Genomic DNA, 20,844 nt, shown 5'->3' with positions numbered 1-20,844 from the left:
AATCGCTGACTAAGTTCCGGAAAAACTATGATACAGCATTTTTATTTAATGCTTTATTTATTTGAAACACATACTAAACACCCCATATATTCTCAGAATAGCCTCCTGCAATATATTGACCGCATCCGAAACAATATGAGAAAACAGGGAGTATCGGAAGACAAAATCCGCTCCTATTTTAAGCAGGATAAGCCCGATCCGCGTTTTGATGAGCGTACTCCCGCAAAAATCTACCTGGTCCGGCCTGAAAAACCTCTTGGAGGCGGACCCGGCGGCCTGATGTTCGATCCCGCAGAAATGACCGGCATGCTGGCTGACGGCAGAACCGCTCTTCAGGATTATGTAGCAACCCTCCCTCCGGGTTGGGAAAGACCTGCCTGACCCCGGAGACTCTTTTTAGGGGAACAAATGAATAAAATATTACCAGGGGTTACAAACCGGATCCGGTTCGGTTTCCAATGGGATTACCTGGCTTCGCTTTCACTTTTCAGAGTCTGGAGTCCGTGCTCCAAATCGGTGCCGATTGTCTTGTCGAAATTTGCAAACAGTTTTATCAGTCGGAAAGGATACGGCAATTCCGCACTGGAACGCCAGGAAACCCTGGTTCCCGAGGCGATTGAATCGAGTGTTACAGAAAAATGTACTACGCGCTTGTTGGGTTTTTCAAATTCCACAATACCGTCAACGGATACCGGTGCATTAACCGCCAATAAAGTTTCACAGCCTGAGCCCAAGCCCTTCATTTCACTAGCGAAACACATTTTTGAACCAGGAGCTCCCTGGGTTCCCTCGTAGCTGATCTTTACATTTGGATCTTTTTTCAGAAAGGGATTCCAGGTATTCAGGGCCGCAATAGAATTGACATGTTGCCAGACCGTATCGCGGGGCGCCCGGACATCGGCGGTCCGGTCAATTTTCAGATGCCCATCCACAAAAGCAGCCAGGATAAGCAGAAGGGCGATCAATACGACAACAAAGACGAGGATTCTTTTAATAATACGCATGGTTTGAAATATTTAGGTTGGAGTTATTTATAATTCAGCCTTTCGCGCACTATAGCCAATGCCTGAAACGCCGAAATATCCGGTAGACCTTCCTGACAAATCCCCAACCATCCGTTCGCCGGCAGCGAAACAAATCTGGTGTTTTTCCTGTAAATCGGTGTTTGACCGTTAAATATACTATAATTTTAATAGGGAAACCAAATTTCTTAAGAAAAATTTTGCAATAAATTCTTCACTGAAATTTTGCGTAACCCACGGTGTCAATCTACCCGGCTAAAAGGAAACCTGTAACTTGTGAATCAGCAGTGATTTAACCCGCCTCGAAGGCGCTTTACCCGCCAGGAAATTTTAAAAAGGACGGTCCCCTATGAGTTACGACCCCGATCAAAGGTCAGGTTCTAAGGCATCACAGGATCTGCGATCCATTCAGCATAGGAGTTTTTCGTTTCATAGATTTTGAGGTAGAGAGGTACCATTCCCACGGGAAGATTCCTTTCAACCACCTGTTTGATATAAAGGAGAATATTCTCCGCAGTAGGCTCAAAATCCCAGATCACCAGGTTTTCCAACGCTCTCAAATAGGGATGGGCGTTAAGATAGGCATTTGAAAGCACGATCTTATGATCAAGAGTCTCCACAATTTCATTACCCGCTTTTTTCAGGTCTTTGAAATCGAAAACGAATCCTGGTGCCGGAATAAAGCCATCGTCTGCTTTTTTGTTTCCTACTGTAACGTGTAATTCATAGGAATGTCCGTGAATATTCTTGCATTGTCCCTCATACCCAAAAATGGCATGAGCCGTCTCGAAATGAAATACCTTGGTCAGTTGTAACATGCTTCTGGTTAAAATTGAAAAAAATCGCCTGCAAAGATATTACAAAAATTTGTGAAGACAATCAGCCTGGGCATTAAGCCCGTCATGCGCCAGACCTGGATAACCACTACACTACGAAATCGTATGCGTAATTACCCGCTATTAGCTCTGAAATATTCATTAGATTTGGCGATTCAAGAACGATTTATACCCAACTATTTCAAAAACGATAGTTTTATTTCCATGGGCAAAAAAGTTATAACATTCGGTGAAATTATGCTCCGGCTTTCCCCTCCCGGATACGAGCGTTTCAGTCAGGCAAGCCAGTTTAATATCAGCTTTGGCGGCGGAGAAGCCAATGTGGCGGTATCGCTGGCCAATTACGGTATGGAAACGGATTATATCACCCGACTTCCCAACAATGATCTCGCAGATGCATGCATCATGGATCTCCGGAAAAGAAGTGTGGGTGTCAAACACATTTTGCGGGGCGGCTCGCGGCTGGGCATCTATTTCCTGGAAACGGGTGCGGTAGCGAGGCCCAGCAAAGTGGTATACGACCGGGCCCACTCTTCCATCGCCGAAATTACTCCGGGCATGGTAAACTGGCGCGAAATATTCCGCGATGCCGGATGGTTTCACTGGACCGGTATTACTCCGGCACTTTCGCAGGGTGCTGCGGACGCTTGTCTGGAAGCCATTAAAATAGCCAATGAGATGGGGGTTACGGTTTCTACAGACCTGAATTACCGGAAGAACCTCTGGAAGTATGGGAAAACCGCTTCCGAGATCATGCCGCAATTGGTGGAAGGGTGCGATATCATCCTGGGCAATGAGGAGGACGCGGAAAAAGTGTTTGGCATCAAACCCGAAGCTTTTGATGTAGCGCAGACCGGGGGCGAGGTGAACGAGGCAGAATTTGAGTCTGTTTGTCAGCAATTAATGAAGAAATTTCCGCGCGCTAAAAAAGTAATAATCACGCTGCGAGGTTCTATCAATGCGAATCATAATACCTGGGGGGGAGTGCTTTACAGCGAAGGGACTCTGTACCACTCCCGGCGTTATGATATTACCCATATCGTTGACCGGGTTGGCGGCGGTGATTCCTTTATGGGTGGCTTAATTTATGGCTTACTCAGTTATCCGGGTGAAGATCAGCGGGCGCTGGACTTTGCGGTGGCGGCATCCTGCCTTAAACATACTATTTACGGGGATTTCAACCTGGTGACCGTTGCGGAAGTAGAAACCCTGCTGAAAGGCGATGGCAGTGGCAGGGTACAGCGATGATCCCGGCCAGTTTGCTATTTTCTTCAGCGGGGATGTACATGCACCCCTGATTTCAGACGGGGTAATCAAAAAAGTGGTGATGAAAGTAAAAAGATGAAAAACTCGGTTTATGATACAAACTAAACAGGTTATAGATACGATCACTGGCCAAGGTATACTTCCACTCTATTTTAATGCAGATGAGTCCGTTAGCGTAGAGGTATTGAGGGCGCTGTATAAAGCAGGCATAAAAGCGGTGGAGTACACAAACCGCGGGGAAGCGGCACAATCTAATTTCAAAAAACTGATTGAAGTTCGTGATAAAGAAATGGCAGATTTGCTCCTTGGCATTGGCACTGTCAAGAACCTGGAACAGGTAAAAAGCTATTTCGACATCGGCGCTGATTTTTTTGTAAGTCCCGGCTATGTGCCGGAAATAGCGACTTACACGGTTGCATCCGAAATTTTTTATGCCCCGGGTTGTATGACCCCCGGTGAGATCATTGTTGCCGAAAATTCCGGTATAAAATTTATCAAACTATTTCCGGGCGATATGCTTGGCCCAAAATTTCTGACAACCATCAAAGATATCTTCCCCAACTTGCTATTCATGCCCACAGGTGGCGTGGATACCACCCGGGAGAATATTGAAAGCTGGTTCAAAGCAGGTGTCAGCGCTGTGGGAATGGGAAGTAAATTAATCAGCAAGCCATTGATGAGTGACCGAAACTATACGGCTATTGAAAATAATACCCGTGAAGTGCTTGCGATCATACAGTCAGTCAAAAAGTAAAATATTTATGCCAAACTGAAAAGGTGAGAATAACGCAACATTCCATAGGGCCATTACAACAATGACCTATTAAGTAAGATTGTAAGCGATCCTGCCAGCCTGAAACTTTCCAACAGGCGATGCCCTATTTACCCCGTTAGCATTCGCAGAACTTGAACTTGATAACTATTGATAATTAAATAAAATAATCAGAATGATTCAAAAAAAACAACAAACAGGGACCATGACAAGCTTCCGCTGGGTTGTGGTTGCGTTGCTGTTTGCTGCGACAACCATCAATTATCTTGACCGGCAGGTTTTGTCATTGACCTGGGATGAATTTATCAAACCTGAGTTTCATTGGGATGAATCACATTATGGCACTATCACTTCCTTCTTTTCCATATTTTATGCCATAAGTATGTTGTTTGCAGGACGCTTTGTGGAGTGGATGGGTACTAAAAAAGGGTTTCTGTGGTCCATTGGTATTTGGAGTGTAGGTGCGGTTCTGCACGCTGCTTGTGGTCTGGTCACGGAATCATACGTGGGGTTGCACACTGCTGCCGAACTGGCGGCCGCGACCGGTGATACTGCAGTTGTAATTGCAACGGTCAGTATGTGGTGCTTTCTGGTGGCGCGGGGCGTTCTTGCACTTGGTGAGGCAGGTAACTTCCCCGCGGCTATCAAAGCGACTGCCGAATACTTTCCAAAAAAGGATCGCGCATATGCTACGTCGATTTTCAACGCGGGCGCCTCAATCGGTGCATTGTTTGCACCCCTATCAATTCCTCCGTTAGCTAAGCATTTTGGTTGGGAAATGGCCTTTGTTATTATCGGTGTGCTGGGCTTTATATGGATGGCATTTTGGGTGTTTCTTTATGATAAACCGGCTGAGAGCAAGAGAGTGAATGCAGAGGAATTGGCATATATCGAACAGGATAAACAGGAACTTACCGAAGAGGAGAACAAAAAGGTCGAAAAGAAAATCTCTTTGAAAAAATGTTTCTCTTACAGGCAAACCTGGGCATTTGCTGTCGGTAAATTCATGACAGATGGGGTATGGTGGTTCTTCCTGTTCTGGACACCCTCTTATCTGAACACCCAATTTGGAATCAAGACTTCGGAAGGGTTAGGCATGTCCCTGATTTTCACCCTTTATGCGATTGTGACAGTACTATCAATCTATGGGGGAAAATTACCAACGATCTTCATTAATCGAAGCGGTCAAAACCCGTATGCGGCACGTATGAAGGCGATGCTGATCTTTGCATTTTTCCCATTGCTGGTGTTGTTGGCTCAGCCCATGGGAATCGAATTCGCTTATTTAGGCAAAAACGCTGCCTGGATCCCGGTAATCCTGATTTCTATCGGGTGTGCAGCTCACCAGGCCTGGAGTGCTAATCTCTTTTCAACTATCGGCGATATGCTTCCTCAGGGTGCCATTGCAACCGTGACCGGAATTGGAGGGATGGCCGGTGGTATTGGCTCCATGATATTGCAAAAAGGAGCCGGTAACCTTTTCGTTTATGCGGCCGGAACAACACTGGTTGATGGCAGCGAAGTTGAAATGTCGAAAAATTTACTTGAAAAAGGTGCCCAATTCGTTCAGCCAGCTATGCACTTCATGGGCTTCGAAGGCAAACCTGCCGGCTATTTCATCATATTCTGCATTTGCGCAGTAGCTTACCTCATCGGATGGACCATCATGAAAATTCTGGTGCCCAAATACAAACCTGTGACTGATCTTTAAACTTTTAAAAATAAGTATCTTACAACCCTGCCAAAGAACGGCAGGGTTTTTTATTGAATAATGGTAACTTTGACCATTTTTAATTGAACCCATGTGGAACAAAAGAAAAATTGAATTGTTATCGCCTGCCGGGTCATTCGACAGCCTTCAGGCCGCTATCAACGCCGGAGCTGACGCAATTTACTTTGGGGTTGAACAGTTGAATATGCGTACCCTTTCCGCCGCTCCGTTTACCCTTCAGGATATCGGGGAAATAGCCTCGCGGTCCAGGAAGGCCGGCATCAAATCCTATATCACCCTCAACACCGTCGTATATGAACACGACATGCACCTATTGAACACCATTCTGAAAGAAGTGAAAAAGCACCGGGTGGATGCCGTTATTGCCAGCGATTTTGCGGTGATTGAGATGTGCAACCGGCTTGGGATCCATGTGCATATTTCAACGCAGGCCAATATCAGCAATATTGAAGCGGTAAGGTTTTTTGCCAGACTCTCTGACCTGGTTGTACTGGCTCGGGAACTCACCCTCAAACAGGTACAGAATATTTGCCGGGAAATAAAAAGAAAAGATATCAGGGGGGCTTCCGGGGATCTCCTTAAAGTGGAAATCTTCGGACACGGCGCACTGTGTATGGCTATTTCAGGTAAATGTTACCTAAGCCTACACACAAACAATGCTTCAGCTAACCGCGGGGCCTGCCAGCAAAACTGCCGCAGGGCCTATGAGGTCCGGGATAAAGAAACAGGAACCGAACTGCTGATCGATAATGAATATATCATGTCGCCCAAAGACCTTTGCACCATTAACTTCCTCGATGAAGTGGTCAAAACAGGCATCGAGACATTGAAGATCGAAGGTCGCAGCAAGGGGGCCGATTATGTTTATGAGGTAACAAAGTGCTACCGGGAGGCCCTGGACTCGATAGCTGATCGCAGCTACAATGATAAAAAAGTGGAACAGTGGATGAAACGCCTGGGCACCGTGTACAACCGTGGGTTCTGGGACGGCTACTACCTGGGAAGAGAATTAGGCGAATGGACAAAGAAACCAGGGTCCGCTGCCACCGAAAAAAAGGTCTATATTGGAAAGGGAACAAAATATTATCCCCGGATCAAAGTAGGAGAATTCCTGGTTGAAGCGGGCACCATCCACAGCGGGGATACCCTGATGGTCAGCGGTTCGCAAATAGGCATGATGAAAGAAACCATGCACTCGCTCACCGTGAATGGCGTGCAGAGCGATACTGCCCGAAAGGGTGACAAAATCACTTTCAAAGTTCCCGCAAAAGTGACCCCCACCGACAAACTCTATAAAATCGTGAAAGCGGAAGATGCGTAAAATAGTATTCTACCGTTCTAAATGCATTGGCTGCGGTATTTGCTATGAACGGCAACCTGAACTATGGCGCTTATCCCGAAAAGACGGAAAAGCCACCCTGCTGCATGCATTGCAAAAGAAGGAAGTTTTTATCAGGCCGCTGAACGAACCGGAAGCAGAAAAAACAACGGAAATAGCTTCGGCCTGCCCGGTCAGGATCATCAAGATACAATAAACATGCACCCGGATATATTAAAATTTATCAGCAAGCAAACCTGCGCTACTATCAGTTGCGTGGATGAGCAGGCAAGTCCCTATTGCTTCGCCTGTTTTTACGCTTTCCACGCCGAACAGGTTATCCTGTATTACAAATCCTCCGAAGACACCCGGCATTCCAGGCTGTTGAGGAAGAACGGAAAAATAGCAGGTACGATTCACCCCGATAAACTGAACAAACTTCTTGTTCAGGGCGTACAGTTTGAAGGAGAGCTACTGCCTGAAGATCATCCACAGGCACTCAATGCCTTTGCTCACTACCACAAAAGGCATCCCTACGCAATCGTTAAACCAGGCGAACTTTGGTCTGTCAGGATTAAACATATCAAAATGACCGACAGTACTAAAGGCTTTGGTACAAAACTGGAGTGGGTACGGGAAGATTAATATACTTTGCTTTTGTTTTCCCCGACACAGCAGGCAGACTACAAGAGGCAAAAATTCAAACTCGCTAATTTATGAACGGCAGAGGTTGATGCTCACGTTCTGTTTCTGTACATTTGCTATATGACTTCCGGTAAAAAAGTTAGGGTGCGTTTTGCCCCTTCTCCCACTGGCGGACTGCACCTTGGCGGTGTACGTACCGCTCTTTACAATTACCTCTTTGCCAAACATCACGGCGGCAAACTGATCGTACGGATTGAAGATACTGACCAAAGCCGGTTTGTGCCGGGCGCAGAAGAATATATTTTCAATTGCCTGAAATGGTGCGGTATTGAGCCGGATGAAAGCGTCTTGCACGGTGGAACTTTTGGTCCTTACCGGCAAAGTGAAAGAAAAGACTCTTACCGGATATACGCGCAGGAACTGGTTGCGGAAGGTCACGCCTATTACGCATTTGATACACCCGCGGAACTGGAGGAGATGCGCAGTAAGTACCGTACTGAGCAAAATCCCGTACCCCAATATGATGCTAAAGTGAGGATGGACATGCGTAACTCGCTTTCACTGACAGGCGATGAGGTACACCGGCTGATCAGCAGCCAGACGCCCTATGTTATCCGGCTGAGGATGCCGGAGAATGAAACCGTCGAACTGACGGATATGATCCGCGGACAGGTGAGCTTCGATACCGGGTTGGTGGATGATAAGGTTCTGTTGAAAGCCGATGGCATGCCCACCTATCACCTTGCCGTTGTAGTGGATGATTACCTGATGCAGATCACCCATGCCTTTCGCGGTGAGGAATGGCTCCCCAGCGCACCGGTTCATATTTTACTGTGGAAATATTTGTTTGGACTTGATAAAATGCCCCAATGGGCGCATTTCCCGCTGATTCTGGGACCTAATGGCAAGCTAAGCAAAAGGGACGGCGCAAAATACGGTTTCCCGGTCTTTGCCATGAACTGGACCGACCCCAAAACAAACGAACTGACCGAGGGCTTCAAGGAGCGTGGTTTCCTGCCGGAGGCATTTGTTAACCTCCTGGCGCTGCTGGGGTGGAACGATGGGACCGGACAGGAAATCTTTACGATGGACGAACTGATCGCTAAGTTCTCGATGGACCGTGTCCATAGCGCGGGTGCAAAATTTGATTTTGAAAAAGCAAAATGGTTCAACCACGCATGGATCCAAAAACTGGACGCTGAAAGGCTGTTGCCAGGAGTCACGGAAGTGCTGTCCGCACGGGGATTGGAGGTCAGCGATGCAACCAGGCTGGGAAAGATCATTGAACTGGTGAAAGAAAGGTGTACGCTGCTGACGGATTTCTATGAGCAAACATCCTATTTCTTTAAAAGGCCTGAAACCATTGACCTAGCTGCCATTCAGCCAAAGTGGAATGAATCCAAGGCGCTGTTTTTTGCCGAATTGATCCGCAATTATGAGCTGGCACCGGTTTGGACGGGAGAGGAACTGGAAAGTAATTTTAAGGAAATTGCAGCGGTCAACAAGCTGAAACCTGGTGAACTGATGCTCCCCCTGCGCATCATGCTCGTTGGTGGTAAATTCGGACCTCATGTATTTGATATCGCCGCGCTTCTTGGTCAGCAGGAAACGATCCATCGTATTCAGGATGCACTACACAAGTTATAAACCCAAAGTATTTCTTTCGCAAACGATGGTGTATGTGAAAGAATCTGCCCGGTATATACCTGAATTGTATTCCACCGGGACTCCGTCAGCATCATAAACATATCTCTTTCTGATAAGCACAGGATCGCCGGCGTTGATCTCCAGCTTTTTTGCAAAATACTCACCAGCCGAATCGGCACTTATTTCCTCCTGGGAGGTTCTGACCACGATCCCATAGTCTTTCTCAAGGATTTCGTATAGAGGCCGCACAAAATTTTCAGAACCCGTGAGTGGAATTTTTGGGTTGAATTCGGAAATAAAATATACGAATGGCAAATCTTTCTTTCCCCTCAGTCGTTCCAGCCTCAATATTTTCTTTCCCCGATCTATCCCGAAAAACGAAGCAGCCTCCTTCGATGGCTCTGCCCATCTCACGTGCAATTCAAAATTGTACACGTCAATCCCTAATAATTTCATCTCCTGTGAAAAACTGAGCCAGTTATTAGCGCCGCTGACCACACGGTTTGCAGAAACCCGGGTCCCTAACCTTTTCTTTCGGACCAGTAGCCCCTCAAAAACCAATTTGTTAATAGCCTGCCGGAGGGTGTTCCTGGAAATTTTCAATTGTTCAGACAATTCAACCTCATTGGGAAGAAATTTTCCATTCCTGTACTCTTCTAATTGAATGAGATTACGCAACAAATTCTCTGCCTGTACATGCAGAGGAACGCCACTTTTATGATCTATTTTCAGCAAAATACTGTTTCAAACAAAAATACTGTAAAAAAAATATCGAAATATATTTTTCCAATCTATAACAAACCTATTAATTTTGAGATCGATTATGTTCATACATATTAATTTAGGGTAAGCAAATAATAAACGACACATGCACACGGGTTACGATAAGCGGCCAGGGGTTCAGACAAACGGATGGATTATAAGCGGGTGGCCCGAGATCCTGGAATTTCTTGCCGGTGAAATGCATGAAAGACCGACACTGATCATTGATTGCTATAGCGGAGTTTACTACGAGGAACTGCTCAGTAAGTTGAGCGGCCTGCAAGGTTACCGCCTCCTCGACACCCGAAGCATATTGAAATCTGAACAGGAAATCCGTCACCTAACGGCTGATACGCTAACAGAAGACCCGTTATTCGGCCACATTACCCGTTTGAGTTTTAATGACTATATAGATAAAGAAAAAATGCTGGCTGCTCAACAGGGTATCCGCACTTCGAAAGAAAAAACGATTGTCTTTGGATACGGAGCCTCGCTGATAACGCAGGAGGGTCTGGTTGTTTTTGCCGATATGCCCCGCTGGGAAATACAGCAGCGCATGCGTCTGGGTAAGGTTGATGGCTTAGGCGTGAAAAACCACGATGAACCCATCTCCATTCAATACAAACGTGGATATTTCAACGATTGGAGAATATTGGACGGGCATAAGCAGACTCTTTTTCAACGAGCGGATTTTTGGCTGGATACAACGGACATGACTCACCCGAAACTGATTGATAAAGACACTTTCCTCAACGGTCTGGCAAGAGTGACTGCATCTCCGTTCAGGGTCGTTCCTTTTTTCGACCCCGCTCCCTGGGGAGGTCAATGGATGAAGGAAACCTTCGACCTGGATCGCAGGAAGATCAATTACGGATGGTGTTTTGACTGCGTACCTGAAGAAAACAGTCTGGTACTGAAGATCGATGATACTGAGTTTGAGATGCCGGCAAATAATCTGGTGTATGTCAAAACCCGCGAACTGCTCGGCGATGCCATAGAATCCAGGTTTGGCAAAGAATTTCCGATCCGTTTCGATTTTCTGGATACCATGGATGGCGGCAACCTGAGCTTGCAGGTCCACCCCACCCTAGCGTTTGCGCGCGATCATTTTGGCTTATCCTACACGCAGGACGAAAGCTATTACATTGTGGATGCGAAGGATGGTGCAAGTGTTTACCTGGGACTAAAGACCGGCATCGATCGGGTCCAACTGCTTACCGAACTGGAAAAGGCCAACAGTGAGCCGGAAATAGAATTCAATGCCGATAAGTATGTGAACAAGATCCCTGCGAAAAAACATGATCATTTTCTCATACCCGCCGGAACTATTCATTGCTCAGGAAAAAATACCGTGGTACTGGAAATCAGTGCTACACCTAATCTGTTTACCTTTAAACTTTGGGATTGGAACCGCCCGGGACTTGACGGCAAGCCACGCCCTGTGAATATTGAAAGAGGTAAACAAGTGTTGCAGTGGGACAGGGATACGGCATTTACAACCAGCCAGCTGGTAAACAAGTTTGAGATAATATCGGAAGGCGAAGGCTGGCTCGAAGAAAGAACCGGCTTGCACCCCAGCGAGTTTATTGAAACCAGGAGACATTATTTCACGGGGCAGGTCAACCACCAAACGGGTAACACCGTTAACGTATTGAATCTGGTGGAAGGCACAGAGATTATTGTAGAAAGCCCCGACAGTTCCTTCGAACCATTTGTGGTACATTATGCCGAAACTTTTATTATTCCCGCTGCGATCAGGGAATATAGCATAAGACCCCACGGTCCTTCGGAAGGAAAAGAATGTATCACTATTAAAGCATATGTAAGAACCTGATCATTATCCAGCCATATGACTCAAACGAAAAGTACATCAACCGGTTTACTCCCCGCCATTGCAGCATTCTCAGGCTTTTTCATCATGGGCTTTGTGGATGTGGTTGGCATTGCCACCAATTACATTAAGAATGATTTTCATTTATCCGCGGGACTCGCCGGAACTTTGCCGATGATGGTATTCCTGTGGTTTGCTGTCTTCTCCATCCCAACAGGAATCATGATGGGAAGGATCGGGCGCAGGAACACCGTGTTGATAGCGCTTGTCATGACGACCTTTGCCATGATCATCCCGCTATTGTGGTATCGTTTTTCCATGCTGATGTTCGCTTTTATTTTGCTGGGTATTAGCAATACTATGTTGCAAGTTTCTCTGAACCCACTGGTAGCGTCCATGTTCAACGCTGAGAAAACAGCGAGCGTGCTCACCGCAGGTCAGTTTATAAAAGCTATCGCTTCCTTTATCGGCCCGCTGGTAGCCGGTTTTAGCGCCAGTTATTTTGGCAACTGGAAAATCACGTTTCTCGTATTTGCCGTTGCCTCACTGATATCCGTGCTCCTGTTGCTTTTCTCAAAAGTAAAAGAAACCGGATTTGAAAGTTCGCGGGCTACATTCGGAGGCGCTTTAGGTTTGCTGAAGGACCCCTTCATTTTATTTTGCTTCTTCTGCATTTTTCTGATCGTAGGCTTTGATGTGGGGATGAATGTTTCCATTCCGGAACTATTGATGAAACACGCCGGTCTTAGCCTGGAAAGCGCTGGTTATGGAACCAGTGTTTATTTTGCTGCCCGCACGATCGGATCGTTCCTGGGGGCATTCCTGTTACTGAAGACCAAACCAATGAATTACCTTTTAACCTCATTGGTTATAGCGCTGATTGCGTTTGTTGCACTGCTGATTGTGCGCGAAGTCTGGTCGCTGAGGATTCTGATCTTCGTTCTGGGATTCGCCTGCGCCAATGTATTTTCCATCATATTTTCTTTTGCGCTGCAAAGAAATCCATCCCGTTCCAACGAAATTTCCGCGCTGATGATCATGGGTATTGTTGGCGGTGCAGTAATTCCATTTGTCCAGGGAATCGTGAATGACAGCCTGGGATTCTCTGCTGCTCTTGCAGTTATTTTGATTTGCCTGTTCCTAATTTTATTACTCACGCTTACGCTCAAAAAACATGTATCCGCTTAAATGGCAGGAAGCTCATACTCAAACGGAGTTTACGGCTGTGCTTAACGGCTGCTCACCGCGGAGATGTCCAGGTATGAACATCGGCACAGGAAACATACATATAACATTTAAACCAATCTGATGAATAAAAATCAGCGGGAACATAAAAAACCAAATTCTCAATCCAGGCGAACATTTATTCAAAATGGAGCACTTGTGATGTTATCCCTAAAATTGCCTGACCTCACCGGACTGCTTTTCAACGATGATGCTGAGCGTGGTACCAACTACGCGAAGCTGGAACAGCATCTGAACCAGGATTGGTACTTTGGCGGAAAGATCGGATCTGCTTCGATCGAAGAAATGAACAAAATGCCAAGGGGGCAAAAAATAACGCTGCCCCATTGTGTGAACCATTTATCCTGGCAAAACTGGGACGTGGACGAGTGGCAGGCCTTATATATTTACAAAAGAGAATTTGTACTGCCCCCGGAATTTGCCGGCATGCGTGTCTTCCTGCATTTCGACCGGGTCATGGTGGGCGCCATACCTTATTTGAATGGTCAGAAATTACCCGAACATTATGGAGGCTACCTTCCTTTTTCGTATGAGATAACAGATGCCATCCGCCAAAAAAATAATTTGCTGATCGCGGTGGATTCCCGTTGGAGCAATGTTCCCCCGCAAGGTGCACCCGTCGGTCCCAAACGGGTTGACTATCTTGAACCGGGTGGTATTACCGGGGATGTGAGGCTTGTTGCCGTTCCCCGGATCTTTATCCAGGATGTTTTTGCCAAACCTTTAAATGTCCTTGATAAAAACTCCCGAAAGCTGGAAATCGATTTAACCATTAACAACGCGGGCGTTGCAGGCAAGGCCGTCTCAATCCTTGCGGAACTAAGCCGTGATGGTAAGGTCGTCAGCAGGAAGTCACGGAAAATGCCGGACCATACTACAGGTATTACCAACCTGAAGATGGAACTAACGGATCTGACGCAAATTGATCTGTGGCATTTCGATCATCCCAACCTTTACATCTTAACAACTACGCTTGTTGTGGATGGCCGGAAGATTCATAATCACCGGTGCAGGATCGGTTTCAGGGAAGCAAGATTTGAAATCAACGGATTTTATCTCAACGGAAAAAAGGAACGCCTCTTCGGATTGAACCGGCATGAGATTTATCCGTACACCGGCTTCGCGATGCCTGAGCGCGTGATGAGACAGGATGCCAGTATTCTCAAGCATGACCTGAACTGCAATGCGGTAAGGTGTTCTCACTATCCGCAGAGCGAGGCATTTCTGGATGCATGTGATGAACTTGGTCTGATGGTTTGGGAAGAGATCCCCGGCTGGGGTTACCTGGGCGATGAGCCTTGGAAAGAAGCCCTCATCAAAAATGTAGAAGATATGATACTGCGCGACCGAAATCATCCTTCCATAATTATCTGGGGTACCAGGGTGAATGAATCCGCAAATGACAAAGCATTGTATAAACGAACCAAAGAAATAAGCAAGCGACTGGACGGGACCAGACCGAGCTCCGGGTCGATGACACCTGGGTCCAGGAAGAACTGGGAGCAGGAATGGGATGAGGACGTTTTTGCATATGATGATTACCACGCTGACCCTGATGGCTCCGTGGGGATTGAAGCGCCGGTCAAAGGATTCCCGTATATGCTGGCGGAAGTGGTTGGACAGTTTAATTATAAAAAGCGTAAGAATTTCGATAATACCTATAAGAGAACCAGTCCCGAAGAAATTCAGATGGCGCAGGCAGTATATCATGCACAGGCCCATCAGAAAGCGGGGAACCTGAAAGATATCTGCGGGGTTATTGCCTGGTGTGCGTTTGATTATTCGAGTCTGGTCAACTCGTACAACCGCGTAAAATATCCCGGCATAGCCGATGTCTTCAGGTTATTCAAGCCGGGAGCCAATTTTTACCGCTCGCAGTGTGATCCGGCAGTCAGGCCGGTCATTCTTCCCAATTTTTACTGGGGTAGCAATCCAGGGTGGCTGAAAAACAGTATTGATGATCCGGCTATTTTCTCAAACTGCGATACGCTGAAAGTCTTTGTTGGCGACCATTTTGTTCAGGAATTGCATCCTGACTCCCAGAGGTTTTCTAATATTAAGTATCCACCGTTTTTTGTTAAGTCCGCGAACTTCTTTGACAATGAGCAAAAAGCAGATTTACACTTAGAAGGGTATCACAACAATAAACTGGTTAGCACCAGGCTTTTTTCAGCAGATACGAAACTGGATAAACTCTATCTGAAAGCTGATGAACCCTGGGTGCTGAGCGATGGAAGAGATGCTGTAAGGGTTCGTTTTGGTGTCTGCGACAGATACGGCAACGACAGAGGGTTTGGCACTGGCATTGTCGGGTTTAACATTGATGCTCCCGGGGAAATTATTGGCGATAACCCATTCGACTTAAGTGCATCGGGGGGTGTAGCTGCTATTTGGGTCAGGGCCCGATCCTCAGGTAAAGGTGTAATCCGGCTTGTTGCCCGCCACGATACACTTGGCGAGCAAATCATTCAATTGAACATCAGGCCATCGGTAAGATCTTTATGATATTAAAAAACGAAAAATATTATTTTATAGCTCATCAATCCAGTAATTATGCGAAAATTATTATATCTCGGAATGCTGTTCCTGTCGTTCCAGACCTGTCCGGCCCAGGTGATCTGGTCTATCGGCTCCAACGACAACAGTGCAAAAGAATTTGCGCTTGCACCTGACAAATACAAGGACTTCCTGCAACATGATTTTGGCTGGGAGAACAGATACTACATCATCGGGTACTCAGATCCCAAAAAAGACTGGCCCTATGTGTTACCCGGCGTGGCCGATACCTGGGGGGGTTCCAGCGGCGGCGCCGGCAAACGCTCGCAAAAGCTGAATGTCCTGTTCAGACTAAACCAGGTGCCCAAAGGAGCATACACGCTGGTTATTGATATACTCGACAACCAGGCCCAGCGCCCGCCGTTGCTGAAAGTCGATATTAACGGGAAGAAGAGCTACAAAAATACCTTAAACCCCGGTGGAGGAGATTCATCACTAACTGGTGACCTTTCACACGCCCGTCATCAGACGATGAAATATTCCCTCAGCGGTTTGTTGAAAGAGGGGGGTAACGAAATAACGATTACATCTATTGAAGGTTCCTGGCTTATTTTTGACGACCTCCGTCTGGAAGGGCCGTCGGGAGCAGGGCTTCAGCCCCAAGGAAATAAAGCTTACCTGCGCGGGGTATCCATAGCGGGCTATCAGACAAATTCAAAAGTGCAGCCAATACTGGTTGATGTGGAACACCTGAGTGGCAGACCCGAATTGCAATTATTTCTGGATGGAAAACCTATCTACCGGCAAGTGCTGGAAAAAGGGCGTTATGAACTGGAAGTGCCTTTACCCGCGGTAAGCGGACCGGTGAAATCAGGCTATGAAATAAAAATTGACGGTAAGTCCGTTGAAAAAGGTACTGTCACACGCTCCCCGCAAACAGTAATCACGCCCGCCGACTATGTGAATACGCACATCGGTTCCGCGCATTCGCGCTGGATGATCGCGCCGGGACCCTGGATGCCATTCAGCATGGTAAAACTCAGCCCTGATAACGAGAATGCAGGCTGGCAGGCTGGTTACGATCCAACCATAGAAAGCATCGGCACATTCAGTCACATTCACGAATGGACCATGGCGGGCCTCGGGATCATGCCGGTTAACGGCCCACTGAAAATTCGGGTTGGCGATCAGTCTAACATCCGTAAAGATGACAAAGGCTATCGCTCCGCAATCGATAAGCTGACCGAAGAAACGCCTCTGGGTTATTATAAAGCTGACCTGAAAGATTACGGTATCAAAGCTGAACTTACCTCAACCACGCGTTGCAGTTTCCAACGTTATACCTTCCCGAAGGACCGGGACGGTAGGGTGATGATTGATCTGCAGATTCCTGCTGAGTACAGGTATGATATTCTGAAGGCATCGATGAAGCAGGTAAACGCGACTACCATTGAAGGCTACAGCGTGCAGCAAACAAAAAAAGTCTGGTCGGCAGATGACAACCAGGATTATACCATTCATTTTGTCATTGAATTTGACCGACCTATTAAAAAATTTGGCGGGTGGATCAATGATGAAATCCTTTCCGGTAAAGAGATCAATGCCGATCATCCAAAATTTGCAGGATGCTTCGTGGAGTTTAGCACGGCGCAGCATCCCGTGGTGAATGTACGCACCGGTATTTCTTTTGTTGATATCGACGGCGCCAGAAAGAATCTGAAAGATGAAATCATTCAGCCTTTCGGTTGGCGTTTCGATGCAGTTCGAAACAGTAACAAATCTACCTGGAACGACATACTGAACAGGGTGCAGATCACCACGGCAGACCGCCGCGAAAAGATCCGGTTCTATACTAACCTGTATCGGGCTTTTTGCCGAAACACCTTTAGTGACGTGGACGGCCGATGGGTAGATGCCACCGAAAAAACCCAGCAGCTCAAGGATCCAAAATCAGATCGTGCCCTGGGCTGCGATGCCTTCTGGAATACATTCTGGAATCTCAACCAGGTATGGAACCTCGTGGGGCCTGAATGGAGCAGCCGATGGGTAAAATCCCAACTGGCCATGTATGATGCCAACGGCATGCTGGCGAAAGGTCCGGCGGGCATGGAATACATTCCCGTTATGGTCGCTGAGCATGAGATCCCGTTGCTGGTTAGCGCCTATCAAATGGGCATCAGGGATTATGACGTTCAAAAAATGTATGAGGCCGTTACAAAAATGGAAAATGTGAAACCCCAGAAAATTGGAGATGGTCTGGCCGGAAACAGGGATATCGAAGCATTCTTAAAATACAAATATGTACCTGCCGACAAAGGCCGTTTTTCAAATACATTAGAGTATAGCTATGACAACTGGACCGTTTCGCAATTGGCCAAAGCGCTTGGCAAAAATGAAGACTATAAGATCTATGCAGACCGCGGTGACTGGTGGCGGAATGCAATCGACACCGTAAGCGGCTATGCGCGGCTCCGGTACAGTGATGGTTCTTTTGAAAAAAACTTTGATCCGTTTAAAACCGGTGAAAATGCACAATATGTAGAAGGCAATGCCTGGCAGCTAACGTATTTTGTACCACAAAACATACCGGCATTAGCCAGGGTGATTGGCAGAGATCGGTTTTTGAGCCGGCTTACAGACGGTTTCAAAATCAGCGAGGTTTGGCGCTATAATGCACCCAATGAACGTTATGGCGATTTCCCGGTTGTGCAGGGAAATCAACAAAGCATGCATTTTGCCTTTCTGTTCAACTGGGTCGGCCAGCCCTGGCAAACGCAGCATTGGAGCCGTTCTATCATGGATCGCTATTATGGATACGGCGCCGCGGATGCGTACCTCGGCGATGAGGACCAGGGTCAGATGAGCGCATGGTTCATTATGGCAGCCATCGGTTTGTTTCAGACAGATGGCGGCTGCAGCGTTACCCCGCATTATGAAATAGCCAGTCCCCTTTATGAAAAAGTGACCATCAATCTAGGGGGAAAATACGGAAGGGGAAGGCAGTTCACCATTATTGCGAAAGGCGCGTCAGTCAGCAATCAATACGTACAATCCGCAAAACTGAATGGCAAAACGCTAAACAGCTTTCTGTTTCTCGCCGGCGAACTGCTGAAAGGCGGGACACTGGAACTGCAGATGGGCGACAAACCCAACGAGCGATGGGGTGTGACTAAATTCTGACAACTACTAGCGAGACTTAAACTGACCACATCAAATTCATAGGTGATCCATTTCAAAAGATCGGTAAACATGTTACGAAAACTCACTTTACAGTTACTTTTGTTGCTGGCAGTCAATGCTGCCCTGTCTCAGGTGCTGACTTCACCAGACGGCAAACTGATCTTCCGCTACACTGTTGATAAGCAGGACAACAACAGACTGAAATATGATATTGAATACGCGGGCAGAATAGTTGTTCGGGGGGGCTCTATCGGTATAACAAACTGGTTTGAAAACCTCACGATTGACAGGGCCCTTGATACGATGGCGAACACAACCTGGTCTCCTGTTTATGGAGAGCGATCGGTTGTCAGAGATCATTACAACCAAAGAACCATCATCATTAAGAGAACCAATGACTCTTATGAGAGGTTGCATTTGATTGCCCGGATTTACAACGAAGGTGTTGCCTTCCGATACTATTTTCCCGAAGATGCTAAGCGGGGCGGAAGTTACATTACCGTTGATGGGGAGAAAACCGACTTTCGTTTTCAGTCAGGAGCAGTCTGCTGGTTTTTCCCTTATGCACAATCCGCTTATACAAAACTTCCACTTAAAGAGTGGCCCGGGGAGGCAGAGAGACCACTGACCATTCAGTTAGGCAACGGACTGTATGCATCACTTTGCGAAGCTGCATTGACAGAGCACGCCCGAACGAAGTTTTACGTCGCGAAAAACGAAGAAAATATTATTCGCTGCGCCCTGTATGGCAGAGTAGAACAGCTAGGGCCCTATGCAACGCCATGGAGGGTCGTCATGGTTTCAGAAAAGCCAACTGATCTTCTTCAAAACAATGACCTCATCCTGAACCTCAATGAGCCCAATAAAATACCAAATACCTCCTGGATAAAACCGGGAAAGATTATGCGGATCAATGAACTGACTACCACCGGTGCAAAAAAAGTGATCGACTTTGCAGCCATTCACAATATTGAATACGTTCACTTTGATACCAGGTGGTACGGCCCCGAAAGCTTTGCCGGTTCGGATCCCCGGAAAACTTACGGACCGGCACTGGACATGAAGGAAGTGGTGAGTTATGCGAAAGACAAAGGAATCGGAGTTTGGTTATATGTGAATCAACGTGCCTTGTATAATTATCTGGATCAGATCCTCCCTTTGTACAAGAGTTGGGGAATAGCCGGAATAAAATTCGGATTTGTATGGGTGGGTAGCCAGTTTTGGACAACCTGGCTGCATAATGCAGTAAAAAAATGTGCATCAAACAACCTGATGGTGGATATTCACGATGAATACCGGCCCACGGGCTTCAGTCGCACCTATCCCAACTTGCTTACACAGGAAGGCATCCGTGGAAACGAGGAGTTTCCCGACGGAGATATTAATACAACACTACCCTTCACACGTTTCATTGCCGGAGCCGCGGATTATACCATTGCCTATTACAGCCGGAGAGAACTGAAGCCTCACCTGCAGCAAGCACCCGATAATAAAGTGTTGAAAAACACGGCAGCACACCAAATGGCGTTATCGGTCATCTATTACAGCCCGCTCCAATACCTATATTGGTATGATAATCCGAATGATGTACAGAATGAACCTGAAATCGCTTTTTTTGATCAACTGAAAACGGTTTGGGATGATACCCGGGTCATTGACGGAGAAATTGGGAAATATATAGCTACGGCCAGAAAGAGCGGGAACAAGTGGTTTGTGGGCGTCATAACGAATAACGATGGCAGGGCGCTGAGTATCCCTTTCCATTTTCTGGACCCCGGTAAAAAATACAGGCTGACTTTATATTCGGATGGAGGCGATCAGGTTCAGACAAGAACGCATGTGCGCATCTCCAGCCAGGTGATCACTTCGAAGACCCTGTTAAAATTACAACTGCTTCCACGCGGTGGTTGCGCTATGACAACCGAATTGTTATGAGGACAAAACGACAAAATTGATTTTTCCCCAGACAACAGCACATAAATATTTAGTTACGGATAAATTAATACAGCCAAAAGAAAAATCAGAAATAAGATAACTCAAAATTTTCCGGCAACCAAGTCAGAAACGTTGATGAACAAATTCAAATACAAAA

General features: G+C 46.7%; 17 protein-coding genes. 14 read left to right on the top strand and 3 right to left on the bottom strand.

The features are described 5' to 3' along the window. The first annotated feature begins 135 nt into the window (after positions 1 to 135). The gene (locus AC3WS5_RS04470) at positions 136 to 381 is read left to right on the top strand and encodes a hypothetical protein (RefSeq protein ID WP_492466048.1); all 246 of its coding nucleotides are present in this window, start codon (positions 136 to 138) and stop codon (positions 379 to 381) included. Between the two features lie 83 nt (positions 382 to 464). On the opposite strand, the gene AC3WS5_RS04465 is transcribed toward AC3WS5_RS04470, so the two are convergent. Continuing rightward, complete coding sequence (locus AC3WS5_RS04465; protein WP_492466047.1) at positions 465 to 1,004, bottom strand: SRPBCC family protein; 540 nt, start codon at positions 1,002 to 1,004, stop codon at positions 465 to 467. A gap of 398 nt (positions 1,005 to 1,402) precedes the next feature. Further along, positions 1,403 to 1,840, bottom strand: coding sequence for a 6-pyruvoyl trahydropterin synthase family protein (locus tag AC3WS5_RS04460; RefSeq protein ID WP_492466046.1), 438 nt, complete (start codon positions 1,838 to 1,840; stop codon positions 1,403 to 1,405). Between the two features lie 51 nt (positions 1,841 to 1,891). On the opposite strand from AC3WS5_RS04460, the gene AC3WS5_RS04455 reads away from it, so the two are divergent. The 8 genes from AC3WS5_RS04455 to gltX all read left to right on the top strand — a co-directional run bounded on the left by AC3WS5_RS04455 (position 1,892) and on the right by gltX (position 9,238). Then, positions 1,892 to 3,106, top strand: a complete 1,215-nt coding sequence (locus AC3WS5_RS04455) for a PfkB family carbohydrate kinase (protein ID WP_492466045.1) — start codon at positions 1,892 to 1,894, stop codon at positions 3,104 to 3,106. After that, positions 3,081 to 3,203, top strand: coding sequence for a YhcH/YjgK/YiaL family protein (locus tag AC3WS5_RS04450; RefSeq protein WP_492466044.1), 123 nt, complete (start codon positions 3,081 to 3,083; stop codon positions 3,201 to 3,203). The genes AC3WS5_RS04455 and AC3WS5_RS04450 overlap by 26 nt, the downstream gene beginning before the upstream one ends. A 12-nt stretch (positions 3,204 to 3,215) precedes the next feature. Further along, positions 3,216 to 3,878, top strand: coding sequence for a bifunctional 4-hydroxy-2-oxoglutarate aldolase/2-dehydro-3-deoxy-phosphogluconate aldolase (locus AC3WS5_RS04445; protein WP_492466043.1), 663 nt, complete (start codon positions 3,216 to 3,218; stop codon positions 3,876 to 3,878). A 193-nt stretch (positions 3,879 to 4,071) separates the two neighbouring features. After that, complete coding sequence (locus AC3WS5_RS04440; RefSeq protein WP_492466042.1) at positions 4,072 to 5,607, top strand: MFS transporter; 1,536 nt, start codon at positions 4,072 to 4,074, stop codon at positions 5,605 to 5,607. 91 nt (positions 5,608 to 5,698) lie between these two features. Further along, on the top strand, positions 5,699 to 6,949 hold the full coding sequence (locus AC3WS5_RS04435) for a peptidase U32 family protein (protein ID WP_492466041.1): 1,251 nt from the start codon (positions 5,699 to 5,701) through the stop codon (positions 6,947 to 6,949). After that, positions 6,942 to 7,163, top strand: a complete 222-nt coding sequence (locus tag AC3WS5_RS04430; protein WP_492466040.1) for a ferredoxin — start codon at positions 6,942 to 6,944, stop codon at positions 7,161 to 7,163. The genes AC3WS5_RS04435 and AC3WS5_RS04430 overlap by 8 nt, the downstream gene beginning before the upstream one ends. A 2-nt stretch (positions 7,164 to 7,165) precedes the next feature. Next, positions 7,166 to 7,591, top strand: coding sequence for a hypothetical protein (locus tag AC3WS5_RS04425; protein WP_492466039.1), 426 nt, complete (start codon positions 7,166 to 7,168; stop codon positions 7,589 to 7,591). A 120-nt stretch (positions 7,592 to 7,711) separates the two neighbouring features. Next, positions 7,712 to 9,238, top strand: a complete 1,527-nt coding sequence (gltX, locus tag AC3WS5_RS04420) for a glutamate--tRNA ligase (protein WP_492466038.1) — start codon at positions 7,712 to 7,714, stop codon at positions 9,236 to 9,238. Here the strand turns inward: gltX and AC3WS5_RS04415 are convergent. Beyond that, positions 9,233 to 9,973, bottom strand: a complete 741-nt coding sequence (locus tag AC3WS5_RS04415; RefSeq protein ID WP_492466037.1) for a GntR family transcriptional regulator — start codon at positions 9,971 to 9,973, stop codon at positions 9,233 to 9,235. The two genes, gltX and AC3WS5_RS04415, sit on opposite strands and share 6 nt — an antisense overlap. 133 nt (positions 9,974 to 10,106) lie before the next feature. Between AC3WS5_RS04415 and AC3WS5_RS04410 the strand changes: the two genes are divergently transcribed. The 5 genes from AC3WS5_RS04410 to AC3WS5_RS04390 all read left to right on the top strand — a co-directional run bounded on the left by AC3WS5_RS04410 (position 10,107) and on the right by AC3WS5_RS04390 (position 20,687). Continuing rightward, positions 10,107 to 11,834, top strand: coding sequence for a class I mannose-6-phosphate isomerase (locus AC3WS5_RS04410; RefSeq protein ID WP_492466036.1), 1,728 nt, complete (start codon positions 10,107 to 10,109; stop codon positions 11,832 to 11,834). A gap of 15 nt (positions 11,835 to 11,849) precedes the next feature. After that, positions 11,850 to 13,019 (top strand): MFS transporter, encoded by a 1,170-nt coding sequence (locus AC3WS5_RS04405; RefSeq protein ID WP_492466034.1) that lies wholly within the window; start codon positions 11,850 to 11,852, stop codon positions 13,017 to 13,019. Positions 13,020 to 13,139: 120 nt separating this feature from the next. Then, positions 13,140 to 15,581, top strand: a complete 2,442-nt coding sequence (locus tag AC3WS5_RS04400) for a glycoside hydrolase family 2 protein (RefSeq protein ID WP_492466033.1) — start codon at positions 13,140 to 13,142, stop codon at positions 15,579 to 15,581. A 48-nt stretch (positions 15,582 to 15,629) separates the two neighbouring features. After that, positions 15,630 to 18,752 carry a GH92 family glycosyl hydrolase gene (locus AC3WS5_RS04395; protein ID WP_492466032.1) on the top strand — a complete coding sequence of 1,041 codons (3,123 nt, stop codon included), beginning with the start codon at positions 15,630 to 15,632 and terminating at the stop codon, positions 18,750 to 18,752. Between the two features lie 69 nt (positions 18,753 to 18,821). Further along, entirely contained in the window at positions 18,822 to 20,687 is a 1,866-nt protein-coding gene (locus AC3WS5_RS04390; protein WP_492466031.1) for a glycoside hydrolase family 97 protein, read from the top strand. Positions 20,688 to 20,844 lie beyond the last annotated feature (157 nt).

It is taken from the genome of Niabella sp. CPT15-335-S11 (assembly GCF_058792415.1).
Note: the sequence above shows the minus strand (reverse complement) of the source record. Positions and strands in the feature narration are given on the sequence as shown.

What these genes read in the sequence shown, in the direction of transcription:
- AC3WS5_RS04470 (WP_492466048.1), top strand. Translation starts at nt 136, where the DNA reads ATGAGAAAACAGGGAGTATCGGAAGACAAAATCCGCTCCTATTTTAAG.
- AC3WS5_RS04465 (WP_492466047.1), bottom strand. Translation starts at nt 1,004, where the DNA reads ATGCGTATTATTAAAAGAATCCTCGTCTTTGTTGTCGTATTGATCGCC.
- AC3WS5_RS04460 (WP_492466046.1), bottom strand. Translation starts at nt 1,840, where the DNA reads ATGTTACAACTGACCAAGGTATTTCATTTCGAGACGGCTCATGCCATT.
- AC3WS5_RS04450 (WP_492466044.1), top strand. Translation starts at nt 3,081, where the DNA reads ATGGCAGTGGCAGGGTACAGCGATGATCCCGGCCAGTTTGCTATTTTC.
- AC3WS5_RS04445 (WP_492466043.1), top strand. Translation starts at nt 3,216, where the DNA reads ATGATACAAACTAAACAGGTTATAGATACGATCACTGGCCAAGGTATA.
- AC3WS5_RS04440 (WP_492466042.1), top strand. Translation starts at nt 4,072, where the DNA reads ATGATTCAAAAAAAACAACAAACAGGGACCATGACAAGCTTCCGCTGG.
- AC3WS5_RS04435 (WP_492466041.1), top strand. Translation starts at nt 5,699, where the DNA reads ATGTGGAACAAAAGAAAAATTGAATTGTTATCGCCTGCCGGGTCATTC.
- AC3WS5_RS04430 (WP_492466040.1), top strand. Translation starts at nt 6,942, where the DNA reads ATGCGTAAAATAGTATTCTACCGTTCTAAATGCATTGGCTGCGGTATT.
- AC3WS5_RS04425 (WP_492466039.1), top strand. Translation starts at nt 7,166, where the DNA reads ATGCACCCGGATATATTAAAATTTATCAGCAAGCAAACCTGCGCTACT.
- gltX (WP_492466038.1), top strand. Translation starts at nt 7,712, where the DNA reads ATGACTTCCGGTAAAAAAGTTAGGGTGCGTTTTGCCCCTTCTCCCACT.
- AC3WS5_RS04410 (WP_492466036.1), top strand. Translation starts at nt 10,107, where the DNA reads ATGCACACGGGTTACGATAAGCGGCCAGGGGTTCAGACAAACGGATGG.
- AC3WS5_RS04405 (WP_492466034.1), top strand. Translation starts at nt 11,850, where the DNA reads ATGACTCAAACGAAAAGTACATCAACCGGTTTACTCCCCGCCATTGCA.
- AC3WS5_RS04400 (WP_492466033.1), top strand. Translation starts at nt 13,140, where the DNA reads ATGAATAAAAATCAGCGGGAACATAAAAAACCAAATTCTCAATCCAGG.
- AC3WS5_RS04395 (WP_492466032.1), top strand. Translation starts at nt 15,630, where the DNA reads ATGCGAAAATTATTATATCTCGGAATGCTGTTCCTGTCGTTCCAGACC.
- AC3WS5_RS04390 (WP_492466031.1), top strand. Translation starts at nt 18,822, where the DNA reads ATGTTACGAAAACTCACTTTACAGTTACTTTTGTTGCTGGCAGTCAAT.